Genomic DNA, 15,656 nt, shown 5'->3' on the forward strand with positions numbered 1-15,656 from the left:
CCCTTCTTCTCAGGTCGTCAGCCGCTACCGGCTGGGCAGAGAAGGAGGAGGCTCAAGGTGGATTTCCCCACTATCGGTGCACCGGACACCGGGGACACAGCGTGGATGCTGACCAGCGCCGCGCTCGTGTTGCTCATGACTCCGGGTCTTGCGTTCTTCTACGGCGGCATGGTGCGGGCCAAGAGCGTGCTGAACATGCTCATGATGAGCATCAGCGCGATGGGTGTCGTCGGCATCCTGTGGGTTCTCTACGGCTACTCCATGGCCTTCGGTGAGGACAAGGGAAACCTTGTCGGTGATCCGTTCCAGTACTTCGGACTCAAGGGACTGTTCGGCGGGTCCTACCTCGCCGAGACCGACGACGCAGGTTCGGTCATCGCCGATTCCGCGATCCCGCTCGTCGGCACCATCCCCGCGACGGTGTTCGTCGCGTTCCAGGCCATGTTCGCGATCATCACCGTCGCCCTCATTTCGGGTGCCGTGGCGGATCGCCTGCGCTTCGGGCCCTGGCTGCTGTTCGCCGGCCTCTGGGCGACGGTCGTGTACTTCCCCGTGGCGCACTGGGTGTTCGCCTTCGACGGTGTCACCGCCGAGACCGGTGGCTGGATCGCCAACAAGCTCGCCGCGGTCGACTTCGCGGGTGGTACCGCCGTCCACATCAACGCCGGCGCCGCCGGCCTCGTCCTCGCGATCATTCTCGGCAAGCGCAAGGGATGGCCGGGAACCCCGTTCCGCCCGCACAACCTGCCCTTCGTGATGCTCGGCGCCGGCCTCCTCTGGTTCGGCTGGTTCGGTTTCAACGCCGGTTCGGCCGTCGGGTCCAACGGCATCGCCGGAGCAACCTTCATCACCACCGTCATCGGAACGTGCGCGGCCATGCTCGCCTGGCTCCTGGTCGAGCGGATTCGCGACGGCCACGCCACCACACTCGGCGCGGCGTCCGGAATCGTGGCCGGCCTGGTTGCCATCACGCCTTCCTGCTCCTCGGTGAACGTCCTCGGCGCACTCGCCATCGGCGTCGTGGCAGGCGCACTCTGCGCGCTCGCGGTCGGACTCAAGTTCCGCTTCGGATTCGACGACTCGCTCGATGTCGTCGGTGTCCACCTCGTCGGCGGCATCGTCGGAACGCTGATGGTGGGCCTGGTCGCAACGGCTGAGGCGCCCGCGGGTGTTGTCGGACTGTTCTATGGTGGAGGCCTCGACCAACTCTGGCGTCAGGCAGTGGGCGCCGGAGCAGTACTGCTTTACTCGCTCGTCGGTACAGCCGTCGTCGCGTTGATCGTGAAGTTCACGATCGGTCTGCGGCTCAGCGACGAGGGTGAATCACTTGGAGTGGACGAGTCGGAACACGCAGAAACTGGCTACGATTTCGCCGCTCTCGGCGGAAACTCGGCAACTGCTCGTGTATCCGGCAAGGAGGGATGAGGAAATGAAGCTGATCACAGCAATTGTCAAGCCGTTCACTCTGGAGGACGTGAAGACGGGCCTCGAGCAGGCGGGCGTCCTCGGGATGACCGTCAGCGAGGTTCAGGGGTACGGCCGGCAGAAGGGCCACACCGAGGTCTACCGAGGTGCCGAGTACTCGGTCGATTTCGTTCCGAAGGTCCGGGTCGAGGTCGTCGTGGACGACGCTGCTGTGGACAAGGTCGTCGAGGTGATCGTCGAGGCGGCACGCACCGGCAAGATCGGTGACGGCAAGGTCTGGGTCTCACCGGTCGAGTCGGTGATCCGGGTGCGTACCGGGGAACGCGGCGCGGATGCGCTCTGACCCCAACGGGTCCGGTAAGACCGGCCCTGGTCCCGTCGCCAAGGCGACGGAACCAGGGCCGGTTGCGTCAGGCGGATCGGACCAAGCAGCGGACCTGGCCCGCGCACGCAGGCAACTGCTCACCGGTGGCTCCGAGACCAGCCCCGGCGCAAGGAATTCCGCAGGTCACGGGCGTCGACTCGACGCTGCCGCGCTCCGTCACGCGCTCGTCGACCTGCACGAGTTCTGGTTGACCACAAAGGGTGCCGAGCTGGGCATCAAACCCGACAGCGGCTTCGCGCTCGTCGCGGTCGGTGGGCTCGGTCGCCGGGAACTCCTGCCGTATTCGGATCTCGACCTCCTTCTGCTTCACGACGACATGGATCCGACGGTCGTCTCGCAGGTGGCCGACCAGCTCTGGTATCCGTTGTGGGACGCGCACATCAAGCTCGACCACAGCGTCCGCACCATCCCTCAGGCCCTGCAGGTGGCGGACACGGACATCACCGCGGCGCTGGGAATGCTCGAGGCCCGTCACATCGTCGGCGACGTCGAGCTGACCAATCTGCTCATCAGCGGGGTGCGCCGGCAGTGGCGCACCGACATCCGCAACCGTTTCGACGGCCTCATCGAGCAGACCCGGTCGCGCTGGGAACGCAGCGGCGAGATCGCCCACCGCGCAGAGCCCGACCTGAAGAGCGGTCGCGGTGGACTGCGGGACGTACAGTTGCTCAACGCGCTGTCCATCGCGCAGCTCACCGACGGCATGCCCGGGCTCGGTCCCGAGTCGCCCGGCGGGGGACTGGCACTCGCACATCGCCGGCTCCTCGACGTCCGCACCGAACTGCACCGGGTCGCAGGCCGCTCCCGGGATCAGTTGCGAGCGCAGGACGCCGACGAGATCGGCGCCGCATTGCGGATCGGCGATCGATTCGACCTCGCGCGCATGCTCAGCGACGCCGCGCGCACCATCAGCTATTCCGTCGAGGTCGGTGTGCGGACGGCCGGACACGCCCTGCCGCGGCGCGGTCTGGCGCGGTTGCGCCGACCACCGGTGCGACGGCCCCTCGACGAGGGTGTCGTCGAGCACGCCGGGGAAGTGGTGCTGGCGCGCGATGCCCGGCCGGCGAAGGACCCCGGCCTCGTGCTGCGGGTCGCGTCGGCGTCGGCGACGACGGGGATGCCGATGTCGGCGTCCACTCTGAATCGCTTGGCCGACAACGCCCCCGAGCTGCGCGAGCCGTGGCCGAAGGAGGCGCTGAACGATCTGCTGGTGATGCTCGGCTCGGGTAGCCGTGCCGTCGCGGCGATCGAGGCTCTCGATCGGACCGGGCTGTGGGGCAGGCTTCTTCCCGAGTGGGGTGCCGTCCGGGATCTGCCGCCGCGGGACGCGGTGCACACGTGGACCGTGGATCGTCACCTCGTCGAGACCGCCGCCTACGCCAGTGGGTTCACCACCCGCGTCGCGCGCCCGGACCTGCTGATGCTCGGTGCGTTGCTGCACGACATCGGCAAGGGCCGCGGCGGCGACCACAGTGTGGTCGGCGCGGAACTGGCCACCCAGATCGGTAAGCGTCTCGGATTGTGGCCTTCGGACGTCGCGCTGCTGACGGCGATCGTGCGCCACCATCTGCTGCTGCCGCACACCGCGACGCGGCGTGACCTCGACGATCCCGAGACGGTCGAGAAGGTCGTGGAGGCACTCGGCGGTGACGGCGTTCTGCTGGAGTTGCTGCACGCGCTGGCGGAGGCGGATTCACTGGCGACGGGTCCCGGTGTGTGGGGCGACTGGAAGTCCTCGCTGATCGGGGAACTCGTGCGGCGCTGCCGCATGGTCATGGCGGGCGAGGTTCTTCCCGCACCCGATCCGCTCGATCCGGAACACGTCGCGCTTGCGGCGTCGGGTGGCGTGCACGTCGCGCTGGTCCCCGCCGACAGTCCCCACACGTACGTGGTGACGGTCATCGCCCCCGACCAGCGTGGTCTGCTGTCGAAAGCGGCAGGTGTGCTCGCGCTTCATTCGCTGCGGGTCCACTCCGCGTCGCTGGGCAGTGCCGAGGGGTCGGCTGTCAATTCGTTCGTCGTGTCTCCGAGATTCGGGGCGCCGCCGCAGGCGGGTCTGCTGCGGCAGGAGCTGATCCGCGCGCTGGCGGGAGAGCTGAATCTGCTGGAGATGCTGACGGCCAAGGAAGAGGAGGCTCGCGAGAGCCAGCGCGTGGCCGCCGTGGAGGAACGGGGCGAAGCCGCGGTTCCGGTGCAGTACGCGCAGGCGCCGCCGCGGGTCATCTGGTTCGACACCGCGTCGCCCGGCGAGGTCATCCTCGAGCTCAGGGCCGAGGATCGGCTGGGGCTGCTGTCCAGGCTGGCCGACGCGTTCGACACGTGCGGGGCCGACGTCCGCTGGGCGCGGGTGACCACCCTGGGTTCGTCGGTGATCGACTCGTTCTGCCTCGATCTCGGCGGCGGGGACACCCGGGCGAGCCGGGAACAGGTCGAGAGCGCGATCCTCGGCGTCGTTCCGCTGACGAAGCCGAAGAAGCAGGAGGGCAGCGGGGGAGAATGAACGGCAGGACGTGAGCGGCTAGGCTGGTGCCCGAGAATATCCACCGCACACTCGTATGACTTCAGGAGCGCACTCGGTGTTCGAATCCCTTTCCGACAGGTTGACCGGAACCCTCAAGGATCTGCGTGGCAAGGGTCGCCTTTCCGGAGCCGACATCGATGCCACCTGCCGTGAGATCCGGTTGGCCCTGCTCGAGGCAGACGTCGCGCTGCCCGTCGTCCGCGCGTTCATCGCCAAGATCAAGGAACGCGCCAAGGGCGTCGAGGTGTCGGCGGCGCTGAACCCGGCGCAGCAGGTCGTCAAGATCGTCAACGAGGAACTTGTCGGGATCCTCGGTGGCGAGACCCGCCGTCTGGTGTTCGCCAAGACGCCGCCGACGGTCATCATGCTCGCCGGTCTGCAGGGTTCCGGTAAGACGACGCTCGCAGGCAAGCTCGCGAAGTGGCTGCGCGACCAGGGGCACACCCCGCTGCTCGTCGCCTGCGACCTGCAGCGTCCCGGCGCCGTCACCCAGCTGCAGATCGTCGGCGAGAGGGCGGGCGCCACGGTGTTCGCTCCGCACCCCGGCACGTCCATCGGCGGCGGCGACAACGAGCTGGGCATCACCGCGGCCGACCCGATCGAGGTGGCCCGGGCAGGTGTCGAGGAAGCCCGCAACAAGCAGTTCGACGTGGTCATCGTCGACACCGCGGGCCGCCTGGGTATCGACGCCGACCTGATGGCGCAGGCGGCGGGTATCCGCGACGCCGTGAACCCGGACGAGACGATCTTCGTTCTCGACGCGATGATCGGTCAGGACGCGGTCAGCACGGCCGAGGCGTTCCGTGAGGGTGTCGGATTCACCGGTGTCGTGCTCACGAAGCTCGACGGCGACGCCCGCGGTGGTGCGGCGCTCAGCGTCCGCGAGGTCACCGGGCAGCCCATCCTGTTCGCGTCCACGGGTGAGAAGCTCGAGGACTTCGACGTCTTCCACCCCGATCGCATGGCCAGCCGCATCCTCGGCATGGGTGACGTCCTCAGCCTGATCGAGGCGGCCGAGCAGCACTTCGACGCCGAGCAGGCCGAGGCCACCGCACAGAAGATCGGCTCGGGCCAGCTCACACTGGAGGACTTCCTCGAGCAGATGATGGCCGTCCGCAAGATGGGCCCCATCGGCAACCTCCTGGGCATGCTCCCGGGTGCCGGACAGATGAAGGACGCTCTCGCGAACGTCGACGAGAAGCAGCTCGACCGGGTGCAGGCCATCATCCGCGGCATGACCCCCGCCGAGCGCGACGATCCCAAGATCATCAACGCCTCCCGCAGGCTGCGGATCGCCAACGGTTCGGGCGTCAAGGTCTCCGACGTCAACCAGCTCGTCGACCGTTTCTTCGAGGCCCGCAAGATGATGGCCGCGATGGCCGGGCGGATGGGCATGCCCGGTTCACGGAAGCAGCAGCGCAGCAAGAAGGGCAAGAAGGGCAAGAAGGGGGGCAAGGGACCGACGCCGCCGAAGGTGCGCGGGGGATTCCCCGGCGGTCTGCCCGGTGGGTTCCCGGGAATGCCGCCCGGCGGTCTTCCCGCGGGGATGCCGGATTTGTCGAACATGCCGAAGGGCCTGGACGAATTGCCGCCCGGACTCGAGGGCATCGACCTGTCCCAGCTGAAGCTGCCGAAGAAGTAGCCGATGGCTGCACTGCACTTCCGGGGGACCGGTCTGCCCGACGAACAGCCGGTCGAGTTCTGGGTCGACGGCGGTGTGATCTCGACGGAACCGGTTCCCGGCGCCGAGACCGTCTGTGAATCGGGATGGATCGTGCCCGGTCTCGTCGACGCTCACTGCCACGTCGGCATCCGGTTCGGCGGTGGGGGCGGCGAGAGCGTCGAAGGGTTGATCGCGCAGGCGGAGACCGAGCGCGACTGTGGGGTCCTGCTGATCCGTGACGCGGGTTCGCCGGTCGACACCCGGTTCGTCGACAACCGCCCCGACCTGCCGAGGATCATCCGCGCCGGGCAGCACATCGCCGCGCCCAAGCGGTACATCCGCGGACTCCCGGTCGATCTGGAAGACGAGTCGCAACTGCCGGACGAGGTGGTGCGCCAGGCCCGGGCCGGCGACGGATGGGTCAAGCTCGTCGGCGACTGGATCGACCGCTCCTCGGGCGACCTGGCGCCCTTGTGGAGCGACGACATCCTCGTCGAGGCGATCGCGGCCGCGCACCGCGAAGGGGCTCGTGTCACCGCGCACGTCTTCGCCGAGGATGCGCTTCCGGGCCTGATCAACGCCGGAATCGACTGCATCGAGCACGGCACCGGGCTCACCGACGAGACGATCGAGCTGATGGTCTCGCACGGAACCGCCCTCGTCCCGACGTTGATCAACATCGCGACGTTCCCGGACATCGCCGAGTCCGCCTCGCGGTTCCCGATCTACGCCGCGCACATGCGTGACCTGCACTCGCGGGTGAAGGACACCATCGGTGCCGCGCACGACGCGGGGATCCCGATCTACGCCGGCACCGACGCCGGCGGATCGATCGTCCACGGACGCATCGCCGACGAGGTCGAGGAACTGAAGGCGGTCGGACTGACCCCGTCCGAGGCGCTCGGCGCCGCATGCTGGGACGCGCGCGCGTGGCTCGGACATCCGGGAGTGGAAGCGGGTGCGCCCGCGGATCTGCTGGTATTCCGGAACGACCCGCGCGCGAGCAGCGACGCCCTCGCCGCGCCCGATGTCGTGGTGCTGCGGGGCACCGTCGTCAAGACCCGATGACCTGGTTTCCCCCTGACGGTGTTCGTCTGGCAGAATGAACCGCTGTTCGTCGCATCCGGTCACGCACCGCGCGGCGGTCACAGGTTGGAGGCAAAACCGGGCGCGCTATTCCTGCGCGTCGCCGAATTGCACGTGACACGTGGGCACTCGTGTGCGCACTGAAGGAGAAGTACAGCAGTGGCTGTCAAGATCAAGCTCACCCGGCTCGGCAAGATCCGGAACCCGCAGTACCGCATCGTCGTCGCCGACTCCCGCACCCGCCGCAACGGCCGTGCGATCGAGACCATCGGGAAGTACCACCCCAAGGAAGAGCCCTCGCTGATCGAGGTCGATTCCGAGCGCGCTCAGTACTGGCTCGGCGTCGGCGCCCAGCCCACCGAGCCCGTCGAGGCCATCCTCAAGATCACCGGTGACTGGCAGAAGTTCAAGGGCCTGCCGGGCGCCGAGGGCACCCTCCGCGTCAAGGAAGCCAAGCCCTCCAAGCTGGAGCTGTTCCAGGCTGCGCTCGCGCAGGCCGAGAACGAGCCCGTCGGCGAGGCCATCACACCCAAGAAGAAGAAGGCGAAGGCCGAGGACGCCGAGGCTGCTGCCGACGCTCCCGCCGAGGCTGCTGCAGAGTCCGAGGCTGCTGACAAGTGAGTGCCGTCGTCGCCGATGCCGTGGAGCACCTCGTTCGTGGCATCGTCGCCAACCCCGACGACGTTCGTGTCGAGCTGATCACCGGGCGTCGGGGGCGCACTGTCGAGGTGCACGTCAACCCTGACGATCTCGGCAAGGTCATCGGTCGCGGTGGCCGCACCGCGACCGCTCTGCGGACGCTGGTCTCCGGTATCGGTGGCCGCGGGATCCGTGTCGACGTCGTCGACACCGATCAGTAGAGGCCTTACAGCAGTGGAGCTCGTCGTCGGCCGTGTCGCCAAGTCGCACGGCATCAAGGGTGAGGTCGTGGTCGAGGTTCGCACCGACGAACCCGAGGATCGATTCGCCGTCGGTGCCGTGCTGCGGGGGCACAAGCCGCGCGAGCAGACTGTGAGCACATACACGGTGGAAGCCGCCCGGGACCATTCCGGGCGGCTTCTGCTGCGCCTCGAAGGGGTGTCGGACCGCACCGCGGCGGATGCCCTGCGGGGCACGCTGTTCGTCATCGACAGCGCCGAACTCGAGCCGTCCGACGACCCTGACGAATTCTACGATCACGAACTCGAGGGACTGTCGGTGCGCCTCGCGGACGGCACCGAGGTGGGAACCGTCATCGAGGTATTGCATTCCGCGGCAGGCGAATTGCTCTCGATCCGCCGGGCCGGCGAACAGTCCGGCGAACTTCTCGTCCCGTTCGTGGCCGCGATCGTCACGTCGGTGTCCGTCGCCGACGGCGTCGTCGAGATCGATCCGCCGGAAGGGTTGCTCGATCCCGACTTCGGTGAATCCGCCGACGGGAAGTGAGTCGGTAGCCATGCGTCTCGACGTGGTCACCATCTTCCCCGAGTACCTCGAACCGCTTCGAGCGGCGTTGCTCGGCAAGGCCATCGACAAGGGCCTCATCTCCGTCGACGTGCACGATCTGCGGGACTGGACGCACGACGTCCACAAGGCCGTCGACGATTCTCCGTACGGCGGCGGGCCGGGGATGGTGATGAAACCCACGGTGTGGGGGCCCGCGCTGGACGATGTCCTCGCCGCGGGCGACGGCGACTCGGACACGCTGCTGGTCGTCCCCACACCGGCCGGTGTTCCTTTCACGCAGGCCACCGCCGAGCGCTGGGCGGGGGAGAAGCACATCGTCTTCGCCTGCGGACGTTACGAAGGCATCGATCAGCGCGTGTTCGACGACGCCGCCCGCCGGGTGCGCGTCGAAGAGGTGAGCATCGGCGACTACGTCCTCATCGGGGGCGAGGCGGCCGTGCTGGTGATGACCGAGGCGTTCGTGCGCCTGATCCCCGGAGTGCTCGGCAATCAGCAGTCGCACCAAGAGGATTCGTTTTCCGACGGCCTCCTCGAAGGACCCAGCTACACGCGGCCGGCGACGTGGCGCGGACTCGACGTCCCGCCCGTCCTGCTGTCGGGTGATCACGCGAAGGTGGCTGCGTGGCGACACGAGCAGTCGCTGCAACGCACGGCCGAACGCCGTCCGGACCTGTTGCCCTGAACCGATTTCCGGTCCTGCCCGGGCGCTAGCCCTGGGGATGTGCCCAGTCGTCGACGACACCGGTGGGGAACAGGGACTTCACGAATCCGGTCATCGTGTCCCGTGCATGCCGGGCGCTGGAATCCTCGGTGACATCTGTGGTCGCGGTGTCCGGGTACGACTCCTCGTCGTCCTCGTACCGGATGTCCTCGCGGGACGCGACGGCCACGATGTAGCGGTTGTCGTCACCGATCAGGCCCGTCGACACGTGGATCCACCGATCGCCCACACAGCACATCCAACCCTGTTTCACCCCGACGACGTTCTCGCCGGGCAACCCGTCGGGGATGCCGAAGCGCTGGTCGTAACCGTCGATGCCCTCGGGTGTCGACGAGCGCAGGTAGTCGACGAACTCGGCGATGCGACCCGGGCCCAGGCCGTCACGGTCGTCGAGAAGCCCGGCATAGAACGTCACGAGGTCGGCGGCGGTCGTCTCAGTGTTCCACCACAACCCGTCCCAGGGCGGTGTGGTCGCGGCGAGTCCGTACCGCCCGGCGACGTCGACGACGACGTCCGAGCCGCCCAGATCGTCCCAGAGAGTGTTGGCCGCGTCGTCGTCGGACGCCTCGAGCATCCGCTTCAGGAGGACATGGTCGTAGTCGGACAGTGTCCGCTCACCGAGCGCGTCGAGGTGGTACATCTGGGCGGCGATGAACAGCTTGGCCAACGACGCCGTTTCGACCGGTTCGGCGGCGGCGCCCTCCAGATAGCTGCCGGCGGCGCGGTCCAGAACGGCGATAGACACGTCGGCGCCGCGCTCGGTGGCCGCCGTCGCGACCGCCGCCGAGATGCGTTCGGCGAGGGGTGCGGTGACGGGGACTCGCGCGGACGGGAACGGCTCGGGGCTCACGGTCACGCCGTCACCCGCCGGCGGTTCGTCGGCAGGGAGGAGGTCGGGGGTCGCGACGGCGGGTGACGTCGCCGGGATGTCGACCACGGAGTTCGTCTCGGTCGGGATGGTGCAGGCCGGCGGCGCAGCCAGCAGGAAGACCAGGACCGTCAGGCAACGGATCAGCCTGGACATGAAATTCTCCCGAGATTTCCGTGACGGCCTCACCGCCGACGATATTGTCTCAGGGTAGCGGTAGGGTCCATTTCCGTGACTCTCAAGACCGTGAACCAGCGCATTGCCGAGGAGCTCGACGTCCGGGAGGGACAGGTCGCGGCCGCCGTGGACCTCCTCGACGGTGGAGCCACCGTGCCCTTCATCGCCCGGTACCGCAAGGAAGTCACCGGAACGCTCGACGACGCTCAGCTCCGCCAGCTCGAGGAACGCCTGCGTTACCTGCGGGAACTGGACGAGCGCCGGGTTGCCGTGCTCGAGTCGATCGACTCGCAGGGCAAGCTCGACGACCAGTTGCGTGGGCAGATCATGACCGCCGACACGAAGGCGCGCCTCGAGGACATCTACCTGCCGTTCAAGCCGAAGCGCCGCACGAAGGCGCAGATCGCCCGCGAAGCCGGGCACGAGCCCGTCGCCGACGCGCTGATCACCGATCCCTCCACCGATCCGGCGTCCTACACGGCCGAACAGCTCGAGGGTGCGCGCGCGATCCTCGTCGAGCGTTTCGCCGAAGACGCGGACCTGGTGGGTGAGCTCCGCGAGCTGATGTGGACCCGTGGGCAGCTGGTGTCCGCGGTCCGCAAGGGCAAGGAGACCGAGGGCGCGAAGTTCGCCGACTACTTCGAGTTCTCCGAGCCGTTCGGCAAGCTCCCGTCCCACCGCATCCTGGCGGTGCTGCGCGGCGAGAAGGAAGAGGTGCTCACGCTCACCCTGGCACCCGACACGGAGGAGCCCGTCCCCGGCGAGCCCACCGTCTACGAGGGCCGGATCGCCGGCCGGTTCGGCATCGCCGACCGCGGCAGGCCCGCCGACCGGTGGCTGCTCGACACCGTGCGGTGGGCGTGGCGCACCAAGATGATCGTCACGCTGGGCATCGACACCCGGATGCGCCTGCGGCAGTCGGCGGAGAAGGACGCCGTCGACGTGTTCGCCAACAACCTGCGCGACCTGTTGCTGGCAGCGCCTGCCGGTACCCGCGCCACGATGGGCCTCGACCCCGGTTTCCGGACCGGTACGAAGGTCGCGGTCGTGGACGCCACCGGCAAGGTGGTGGCCCACGACACGATCTACCCGCATCAGCCGCAGAACAAATGGGACGCCTCCCTGGCCACCCTCGCCGGTCTCGTCGCCAAGCACGGCGTGGAGCTCATCGCCATCGGGAACGGCACCGCCTCCCGCGAGACGGATGCACTCGCGACCGAGCTGATCGCCAAGTCGGGCACCACCAACCTGACGAAGATCGTGGTGTCCGAGGCCGGCGCGTCCGTGTACTCGGCGTCCGCGTACGCCTCGGCGGAGTTGCCCGACCTCGACGTGTCGATCCGTGGAGCGGTCTCCATCGCGCGCCGACTGCAGGATCCTCTCGCCGAACTGGTGAAGATCGACCCGAAGTCGATCGGCGTCGGGCAGTACCAGCACGACGTGTCGGAGACGCTGCTCGCACGGTCGCTCGGCGCGGTCGTCGAGGACGCGGTGAACGCGGTCGGCGTCGACGTGAACACCGCGTCGGTGCCGCTGCTGTCCCGCGTGTCCGGTATCGCAGGTTCGCTGGCCGAGAGCATCGTCGCGCACCGGGACCAGAACGGCCCGTTCCGCAGCCGCAAGGGGCTCAAGGATGTCGCGAGACTCGGTCCGAAGGCGTTCGAGCAGTGCGCCGGCTTCCTGCGCATCCCCAACGGGGACGACCCGCTCGACGCGTCCAGCGTTCACCCCGAGGCCTACCCGGTGGTGCGCAAGATCGTCGGCGCCAGCGGCACCGACGTGCGCGAGATCATCGGCAACACGTCCGCGCTCCGCAGCCTGAACCCGGCAGACTTCGTCGACGACCGGTTCGGCCTGCCCACGGTCACCGACATCATCGGTGAGCTCGAGAAGCCCGGCCGCGACCCCCGCCCGGAGTTCAAGACGGCCACGTTCGCGGCCGGCATCGAGAAGGTGTCACACCTGAAGCCGGGGATGACGTTGGAGGGTGTCGTCACCAACGTGGCGGCGTTCGGCGCGTTCGTCGACGTCGGCGTCCACCAGGACGGCCTCGTTCACGTGTCCGCGATGTCCCACAACTTCGTCAAGGACCCGCGGGACGTGGTGAAGTCGGGCGACGTCGTGAAGGTGAAGGTCCTCGAGGTGGACGAGGCCCGTCAGCGCATCGGGCTGACGCTGCGGCTCGACGACGAGGTCGGGGCCGGCCGCAAGAACGACGGTCCCCGCGGCGGCGGGCAGCGGCCGGACCGACGCGGTGGCGGGCAGCCGCAGGATCGGCGCGGCGGCAAGCCGCAGCAGCAGGGTGGACGCGATCGCGGGCGTGACTCCCGCACGGCGCCCGGCGGTTCGATGGCCGACGCGCTGCGGAAGGCGGGATTCGGAAAGTAAACAGGTCACCATCCCGACACGAGCCACCACTTTTCGATGGAGTGACCAGTTCTTTACTGGGATAGTGGATGCCGATGTACGAATGGCTGGATCGGGAAATCGTCGGGCACGGGCGGCTGCCTCTGCTCTTTTTCCTGCTCGGGTTTCTCGCGGCTTTCCTGTTCATCCGGTTGAGCGTGCGGATGATCCGCGCCGAGGTGTCGTGGTGGCCGGGCAATGTGAAACCCGGCGGGCACCACGTCCACCACGTGGTGTTCGGCGTCGTCACGATGCTCGTGTCGGGAGTTTCCCTCATCGCCGTGTACGAGGACGGCACCCAGACCACCGGCGCCGTCCTCGCCACGTTCTTCGGGATCGGCGCCGCGCTGGTGCTGGACGAATTCGCGCTGATCTTCTACCTGCAGGACGTGTACTGGGCGGATGAGGGCCGGACGTCGGTCGATGCCGTGTTCGTGGCGATCGCGGTGACGGGTCTGCTGCTCCTCGGACTCCGGCCGCTCGAACTGATCAACGTCACCGACTTCCGGGATTCGCCCGATCCGTGGGTGCGGGTCGCGATCGGGGTGTCGTCCGTCATCAACCTGCTCATCGCGGCGGTGGTGCTGCTGAAGGGGAAGATCTGGACCGGTCTGCTCGGCCTGTTCATCTTCCCGATCCTGCTGATCGGGGCGCTCCGATTGAGCCGGCCGAGCGCGCCGTGGGCGCGGTGGCGGTACACCTCCAAGCCGAAGCGGATGCTCCGCGCACTCGAACGGGAGCGAAAATGGCGTCGGCCGGTCATCCGGGCCAAGATCTTCGTGCAGGACTTCATCGCGGGGACGCCCAGCGCGGAGCACGTGAAGGAAGCCGCGGAGCATGCCAGGGTGGCGGCGGAGGTGGAACTCGACCATGTGGTGCATGCGGCGCCACCGCCGATTTCTCTTCACCCGGTGGCGTCTGGCACAATGGACGGGTTGCCTGGACCAGGCAGCAATACTTGATCTGGGCACGAACCAGACGAGCACCGGTGTTCTCCGAACGTCCGGGTGCCGCTCGGTTCCTCTGCTCCTGCGAAAACGCAAGGATGGAACACCGATGAACACTCTCGATTTCCTGGACAAGAAGTCCCTCCGCGACGACATTCCCGAGTTCCGTCCCGGCGACACCCTCAACGTGCACGTCAAGGTCATCGAAGGCTCGAAGGAGCGCGTGCAGGTCTTCAAGGGCGTCGTGATCCGCCGTCAGGGCGGCGGCGTCCGCGAGACCTTCACCGTCCGCAAGGTCTCCTTCGGTGTCGGCGTCGAGCGCACCTTCCCGGTCCACAGCCCGAACCTGGCGCAGATCGAGGTCGTCACCCGCGGTGACGTCCGGCGCGCCAAGCTGTACTACCTCCGCGATCTGCGTGGCAAGGCCGCCAAGATCAAGGAAAAGCGCTGACCTTTCCGATGAGCCCGGCACTGCGTACTCGCAGTGCCGGGCTAATCTGACTTCGTGACAGATTCTTCGAAGGAGCGGGCATTGTCGTCGGAATCCGAGACCACCGGCGATTCGGCCGCCACCTCCGCCGTGAACGGCGGTACGGCGGAGCCCGAGAAGAAGCCCCGCTCCTTCTTCCGCGAGTTGCCGATCCTGATTCTGGTCGCGCTCGTTCTGAGTTTCCTGTTGCAGACGTTCGTCGCCCGGGTGTATCTCATTCCGTCCGAATCGATGGAACCGACGCTGCACGGGTGCGCGGGCTGCACCGGCGACCGCATCGTGGTCGAGAAGATCGGTTACCGCTTCGGTGAACCGCAACCGGGTGACGTCATCGTGTTCCGAGGCCCCGATTCGTGGTCGCAGGATTTCGTCTCCACCCGGTCCTCCAACGTGGTGATCCGCGGTGCGCAGGAACTCGGTTCCCTCGTCGGACTCGTCCCCCCGGACGAGAACGACCTCGTCAAGCGGGTGATCGCCACCGGCGGTCAGACCGTCGAATGCTGCGACGACCAGGGCCGCATCCTGGTCGACGGCACACCGCTCGACGAGCCCTACGTCGTCATGGACTTCCCGTTCGTCCCCGGCTCGCAGGCCTGCGACACCGCGTTGAAGTCGGCACGCTGCTTCGGTCCGGTCACCGTCCCGGACGGCCACCTGTGGGTGATGGGCGACAACCGCAGCAACTCCGCGGACTCGCGGTACCACGTGGGCGACGACATGCAAGGCACCATCCCGCTCGACAACGTGATCGGTAAGGCGGTCTTCATCGCGTTGCCGCCGGCGCGGATGGGCACGATCAGCTCACCCGATATCCAGGGCAAGTGACTTCCTGGCCTCCACGCATCGTCATTCGCAGGTCGTCCGGTCTGCGGACGATGGAGTCGGCCCTGGTCCGGAGCGGCCTCGGGCCGGTGGCCGGTGTCGACGAGGCGGGCCGGGGTGCGTGTGCAGGCCCGCTCGTCGTGGCGGCCTGCGTGCTCGCACCGAAGCCGTATCCGGCACTGGCGCGCCTCGACGATTCGAAGAAACTCACCGAACGCACGCGTGAAGAGCTGTTCCCGGCCATCACCCGGCTGGCAGTGGCGTGGAGCGTCGTGTCTTTCCCGGCCGAGGAAGTCGACCGCATGGGTGTCCACGTGGCCAACATCGAGGGCATGCGACGTGCCGTCGCCGGCCTCTCGACCACCCCGGGTTACGTTCTCACAGACGGCTTCCGCGTCCCGGGGCTCCCGGCCCCGTCGCTGCCGGTGATCGGCGGCGACGCCGCGGCGGCATGCATCGCGGCGGCGAGTGTGCTGGCCAAGGTGTCTCGTGACCGGGTGATGGTCGCGATGGACGAGGCACATCCCGGTTACGGTTTCGCGATCCACAAGGGCTACAACACGCCCGCGCACCTTGCGGCACTCGAGGAGCTGGGCCCGTGCCCGGAGCACCGCCGCTCGTGGTCGAACGTCGCGGCGTTGATACACCGGGTGGATAACAGTTCCGGAAGTGCGAGATGATGACAATTCACACCAGAGC

15 protein-coding genes are annotated in these 15,656 nt (G+C 67.8%); 14 read left to right on the forward strand and 1 reads right to left on the reverse strand.

From position 1 onward, the window contains the following. Positions 1–105: 105 nt before the first annotated feature. The 9 genes from QM806_RS16610 (at position 106) to trmD (ending at position 9,208) form a co-directional block, all read left to right on the forward strand. Complete coding sequence (locus tag QM806_RS16610) at positions 106–1,425, forward strand: ammonium transporter (RefSeq protein ID WP_210752954.1); 1,320 nt, start codon at positions 106–108, stop codon at positions 1,423–1,425. 4 nt (positions 1,426–1,429) lie between these two features. Next, a complete protein-coding gene (locus tag QM806_RS16615) occupies positions 1,430–1,768 on the forward strand; it encodes a P-II family nitrogen regulator (RefSeq protein ID WP_005240467.1) in 339 nt (112 codons plus the stop codon). Then, positions 1,758–4,310, forward strand: a complete 2,553-nt coding sequence (locus QM806_RS16620) for a [protein-PII] uridylyltransferase (RefSeq protein WP_005564857.1) — start codon at positions 1,758–1,760, stop codon at positions 4,308–4,310. Before QM806_RS16615 ends, QM806_RS16620 begins: the two co-directional genes overlap by 11 nt. 76 nt (positions 4,311–4,386) lie before the next feature. Continuing rightward, on the forward strand, positions 4,387–5,973 hold the full coding sequence (gene ffh, locus QM806_RS16625) for a signal recognition particle protein (RefSeq protein WP_005564859.1): 1,587 nt from the start codon (positions 4,387–4,389) through the stop codon (positions 5,971–5,973). Between the two features lie 3 nt (positions 5,974–5,976). Further along, on the forward strand, positions 5,977–7,062 hold the full coding sequence (locus QM806_RS16630; RefSeq protein ID WP_005564861.1) for an amidohydrolase family protein: 1,086 nt from the start codon (positions 5,977–5,979) through the stop codon (positions 7,060–7,062). 177 nt (positions 7,063–7,239) lie between these two features. Next, on the forward strand, positions 7,240–7,701 hold the full coding sequence (rpsP, locus tag QM806_RS16635; RefSeq protein WP_005240477.1) for a 30S ribosomal protein S16: 462 nt from the start codon (positions 7,240–7,242) through the stop codon (positions 7,699–7,701). Next, entirely contained in the window at positions 7,698–7,940 is a 243-nt protein-coding gene (locus QM806_RS16640) for an RNA-binding protein (RefSeq protein ID WP_005240479.1), read from the forward strand. Before rpsP ends, QM806_RS16640 begins: the two co-directional genes overlap by 4 nt. A 13-nt stretch (positions 7,941–7,953) precedes the next feature. After that, positions 7,954–8,505 (forward strand): ribosome maturation factor RimM, encoded by a 552-nt coding sequence (gene rimM, locus QM806_RS16645; RefSeq protein WP_005564862.1) that lies wholly within the window; start codon positions 7,954–7,956, stop codon positions 8,503–8,505. 10 nt (positions 8,506–8,515) lie between these two features. After that, positions 8,516–9,208 carry a tRNA (guanosine(37)-N1)-methyltransferase TrmD gene (gene trmD, locus QM806_RS16650; protein ID WP_005259386.1) on the forward strand — a complete coding sequence of 231 codons (693 nt, stop codon included), beginning with the start codon at positions 8,516–8,518 and terminating at the stop codon, positions 9,206–9,208. 25 nt (positions 9,209–9,233) lie between these two features. Here the strand turns inward: trmD and QM806_RS16655 are convergent, their stop codons facing one another. After that, complete coding sequence (locus tag QM806_RS16655) at positions 9,234–10,271, reverse strand: serine hydrolase (protein WP_169695604.1); 1,038 nt, start codon at positions 10,269–10,271, stop codon at positions 9,234–9,236. 75 nt (positions 10,272–10,346) lie between these two features. Between QM806_RS16655 and QM806_RS16660 the strand changes: the two genes are divergently transcribed. From QM806_RS16660 to QM806_RS16680, 5 genes are all read left to right on the forward strand, one after another. Continuing rightward, the gene (locus tag QM806_RS16660) at positions 10,347–12,680 is read left to right on the forward strand and encodes a Tex family protein (protein WP_169695603.1); all 2,334 of its coding nucleotides are present in this window, start codon (positions 10,347–10,349) and stop codon (positions 12,678–12,680) included. A 74-nt stretch (positions 12,681–12,754) separates the two neighbouring features. Next, positions 12,755–13,660: a hypothetical protein gene (locus QM806_RS16665; RefSeq protein WP_005571203.1), complete on the forward strand. Its 906-nt coding sequence runs from the start codon at positions 12,755–12,757 to the stop codon at positions 13,658–13,660. 94 nt (positions 13,661–13,754) lie between these two features. Further along, a complete protein-coding gene (gene rplS, locus QM806_RS16670) occupies positions 13,755–14,096 on the forward strand; it encodes a 50S ribosomal protein L19 (RefSeq protein WP_005240490.1) in 342 nt (113 codons plus the stop codon). An 81-nt stretch (positions 14,097–14,177) separates the two neighbouring features. Next, entirely contained in the window at positions 14,178–14,960 is a 783-nt protein-coding gene (lepB, locus tag QM806_RS16675; protein ID WP_005259374.1) for a signal peptidase I, read from the forward strand. Beyond that, positions 14,957–15,637 (forward strand): ribonuclease HII, encoded by a 681-nt coding sequence (locus QM806_RS16680; RefSeq protein WP_043792350.1) that lies wholly within the window; start codon positions 14,957–14,959, stop codon positions 15,635–15,637. The genes lepB and QM806_RS16680 overlap by 4 nt, the downstream gene beginning before the upstream one ends. Positions 15,638–15,656: the final 19 nt, after the last annotated feature.

The organism is Rhodococcus sp. IEGM 1351, from assembly GCF_030056875.1.
GTDB classification, from domain to species: domain Bacteria; phylum Actinomycetota; class Actinomycetes; order Mycobacteriales; family Mycobacteriaceae; genus Rhodococcus_F; species Rhodococcus_F opacus.

Bases quoted from the DNA above. Each gene is read 5' to 3' on its own strand.
- trmD (WP_005259386.1), top strand. From the start codon at position 8,516: ATGCGTCTCGACGTGGTCACCATCTTCCCCGAGTACCTCGAACCGCTT.
- QM806_RS16610 (WP_210752954.1), top strand. From the start codon at position 106: ATGCTGACCAGCGCCGCGCTCGTGTTGCTCATGACTCCGGGTCTTGCG.
- QM806_RS16665 (WP_005571203.1), top strand. From the start codon at position 12,755: ATGTACGAATGGCTGGATCGGGAAATCGTCGGGCACGGGCGGCTGCCT.
- rplS (WP_005240490.1), top strand. From the start codon at position 13,755: ATGAACACTCTCGATTTCCTGGACAAGAAGTCCCTCCGCGACGACATT.
- QM806_RS16655 (WP_169695604.1), bottom strand. From the start codon at position 10,271: ATGTCCAGGCTGATCCGTTGCCTGACGGTCCTGGTCTTCCTGCTGGCT.
- QM806_RS16620 (WP_005564857.1), top strand. From the start codon at position 1,758: ATGCGCTCTGACCCCAACGGGTCCGGTAAGACCGGCCCTGGTCCCGTC.
- QM806_RS16615 (WP_005240467.1), top strand. From the start codon at position 1,430: ATGAAGCTGATCACAGCAATTGTCAAGCCGTTCACTCTGGAGGACGTG.
- QM806_RS16630 (WP_005564861.1), top strand. From the start codon at position 5,977: ATGGCTGCACTGCACTTCCGGGGGACCGGTCTGCCCGACGAACAGCCG.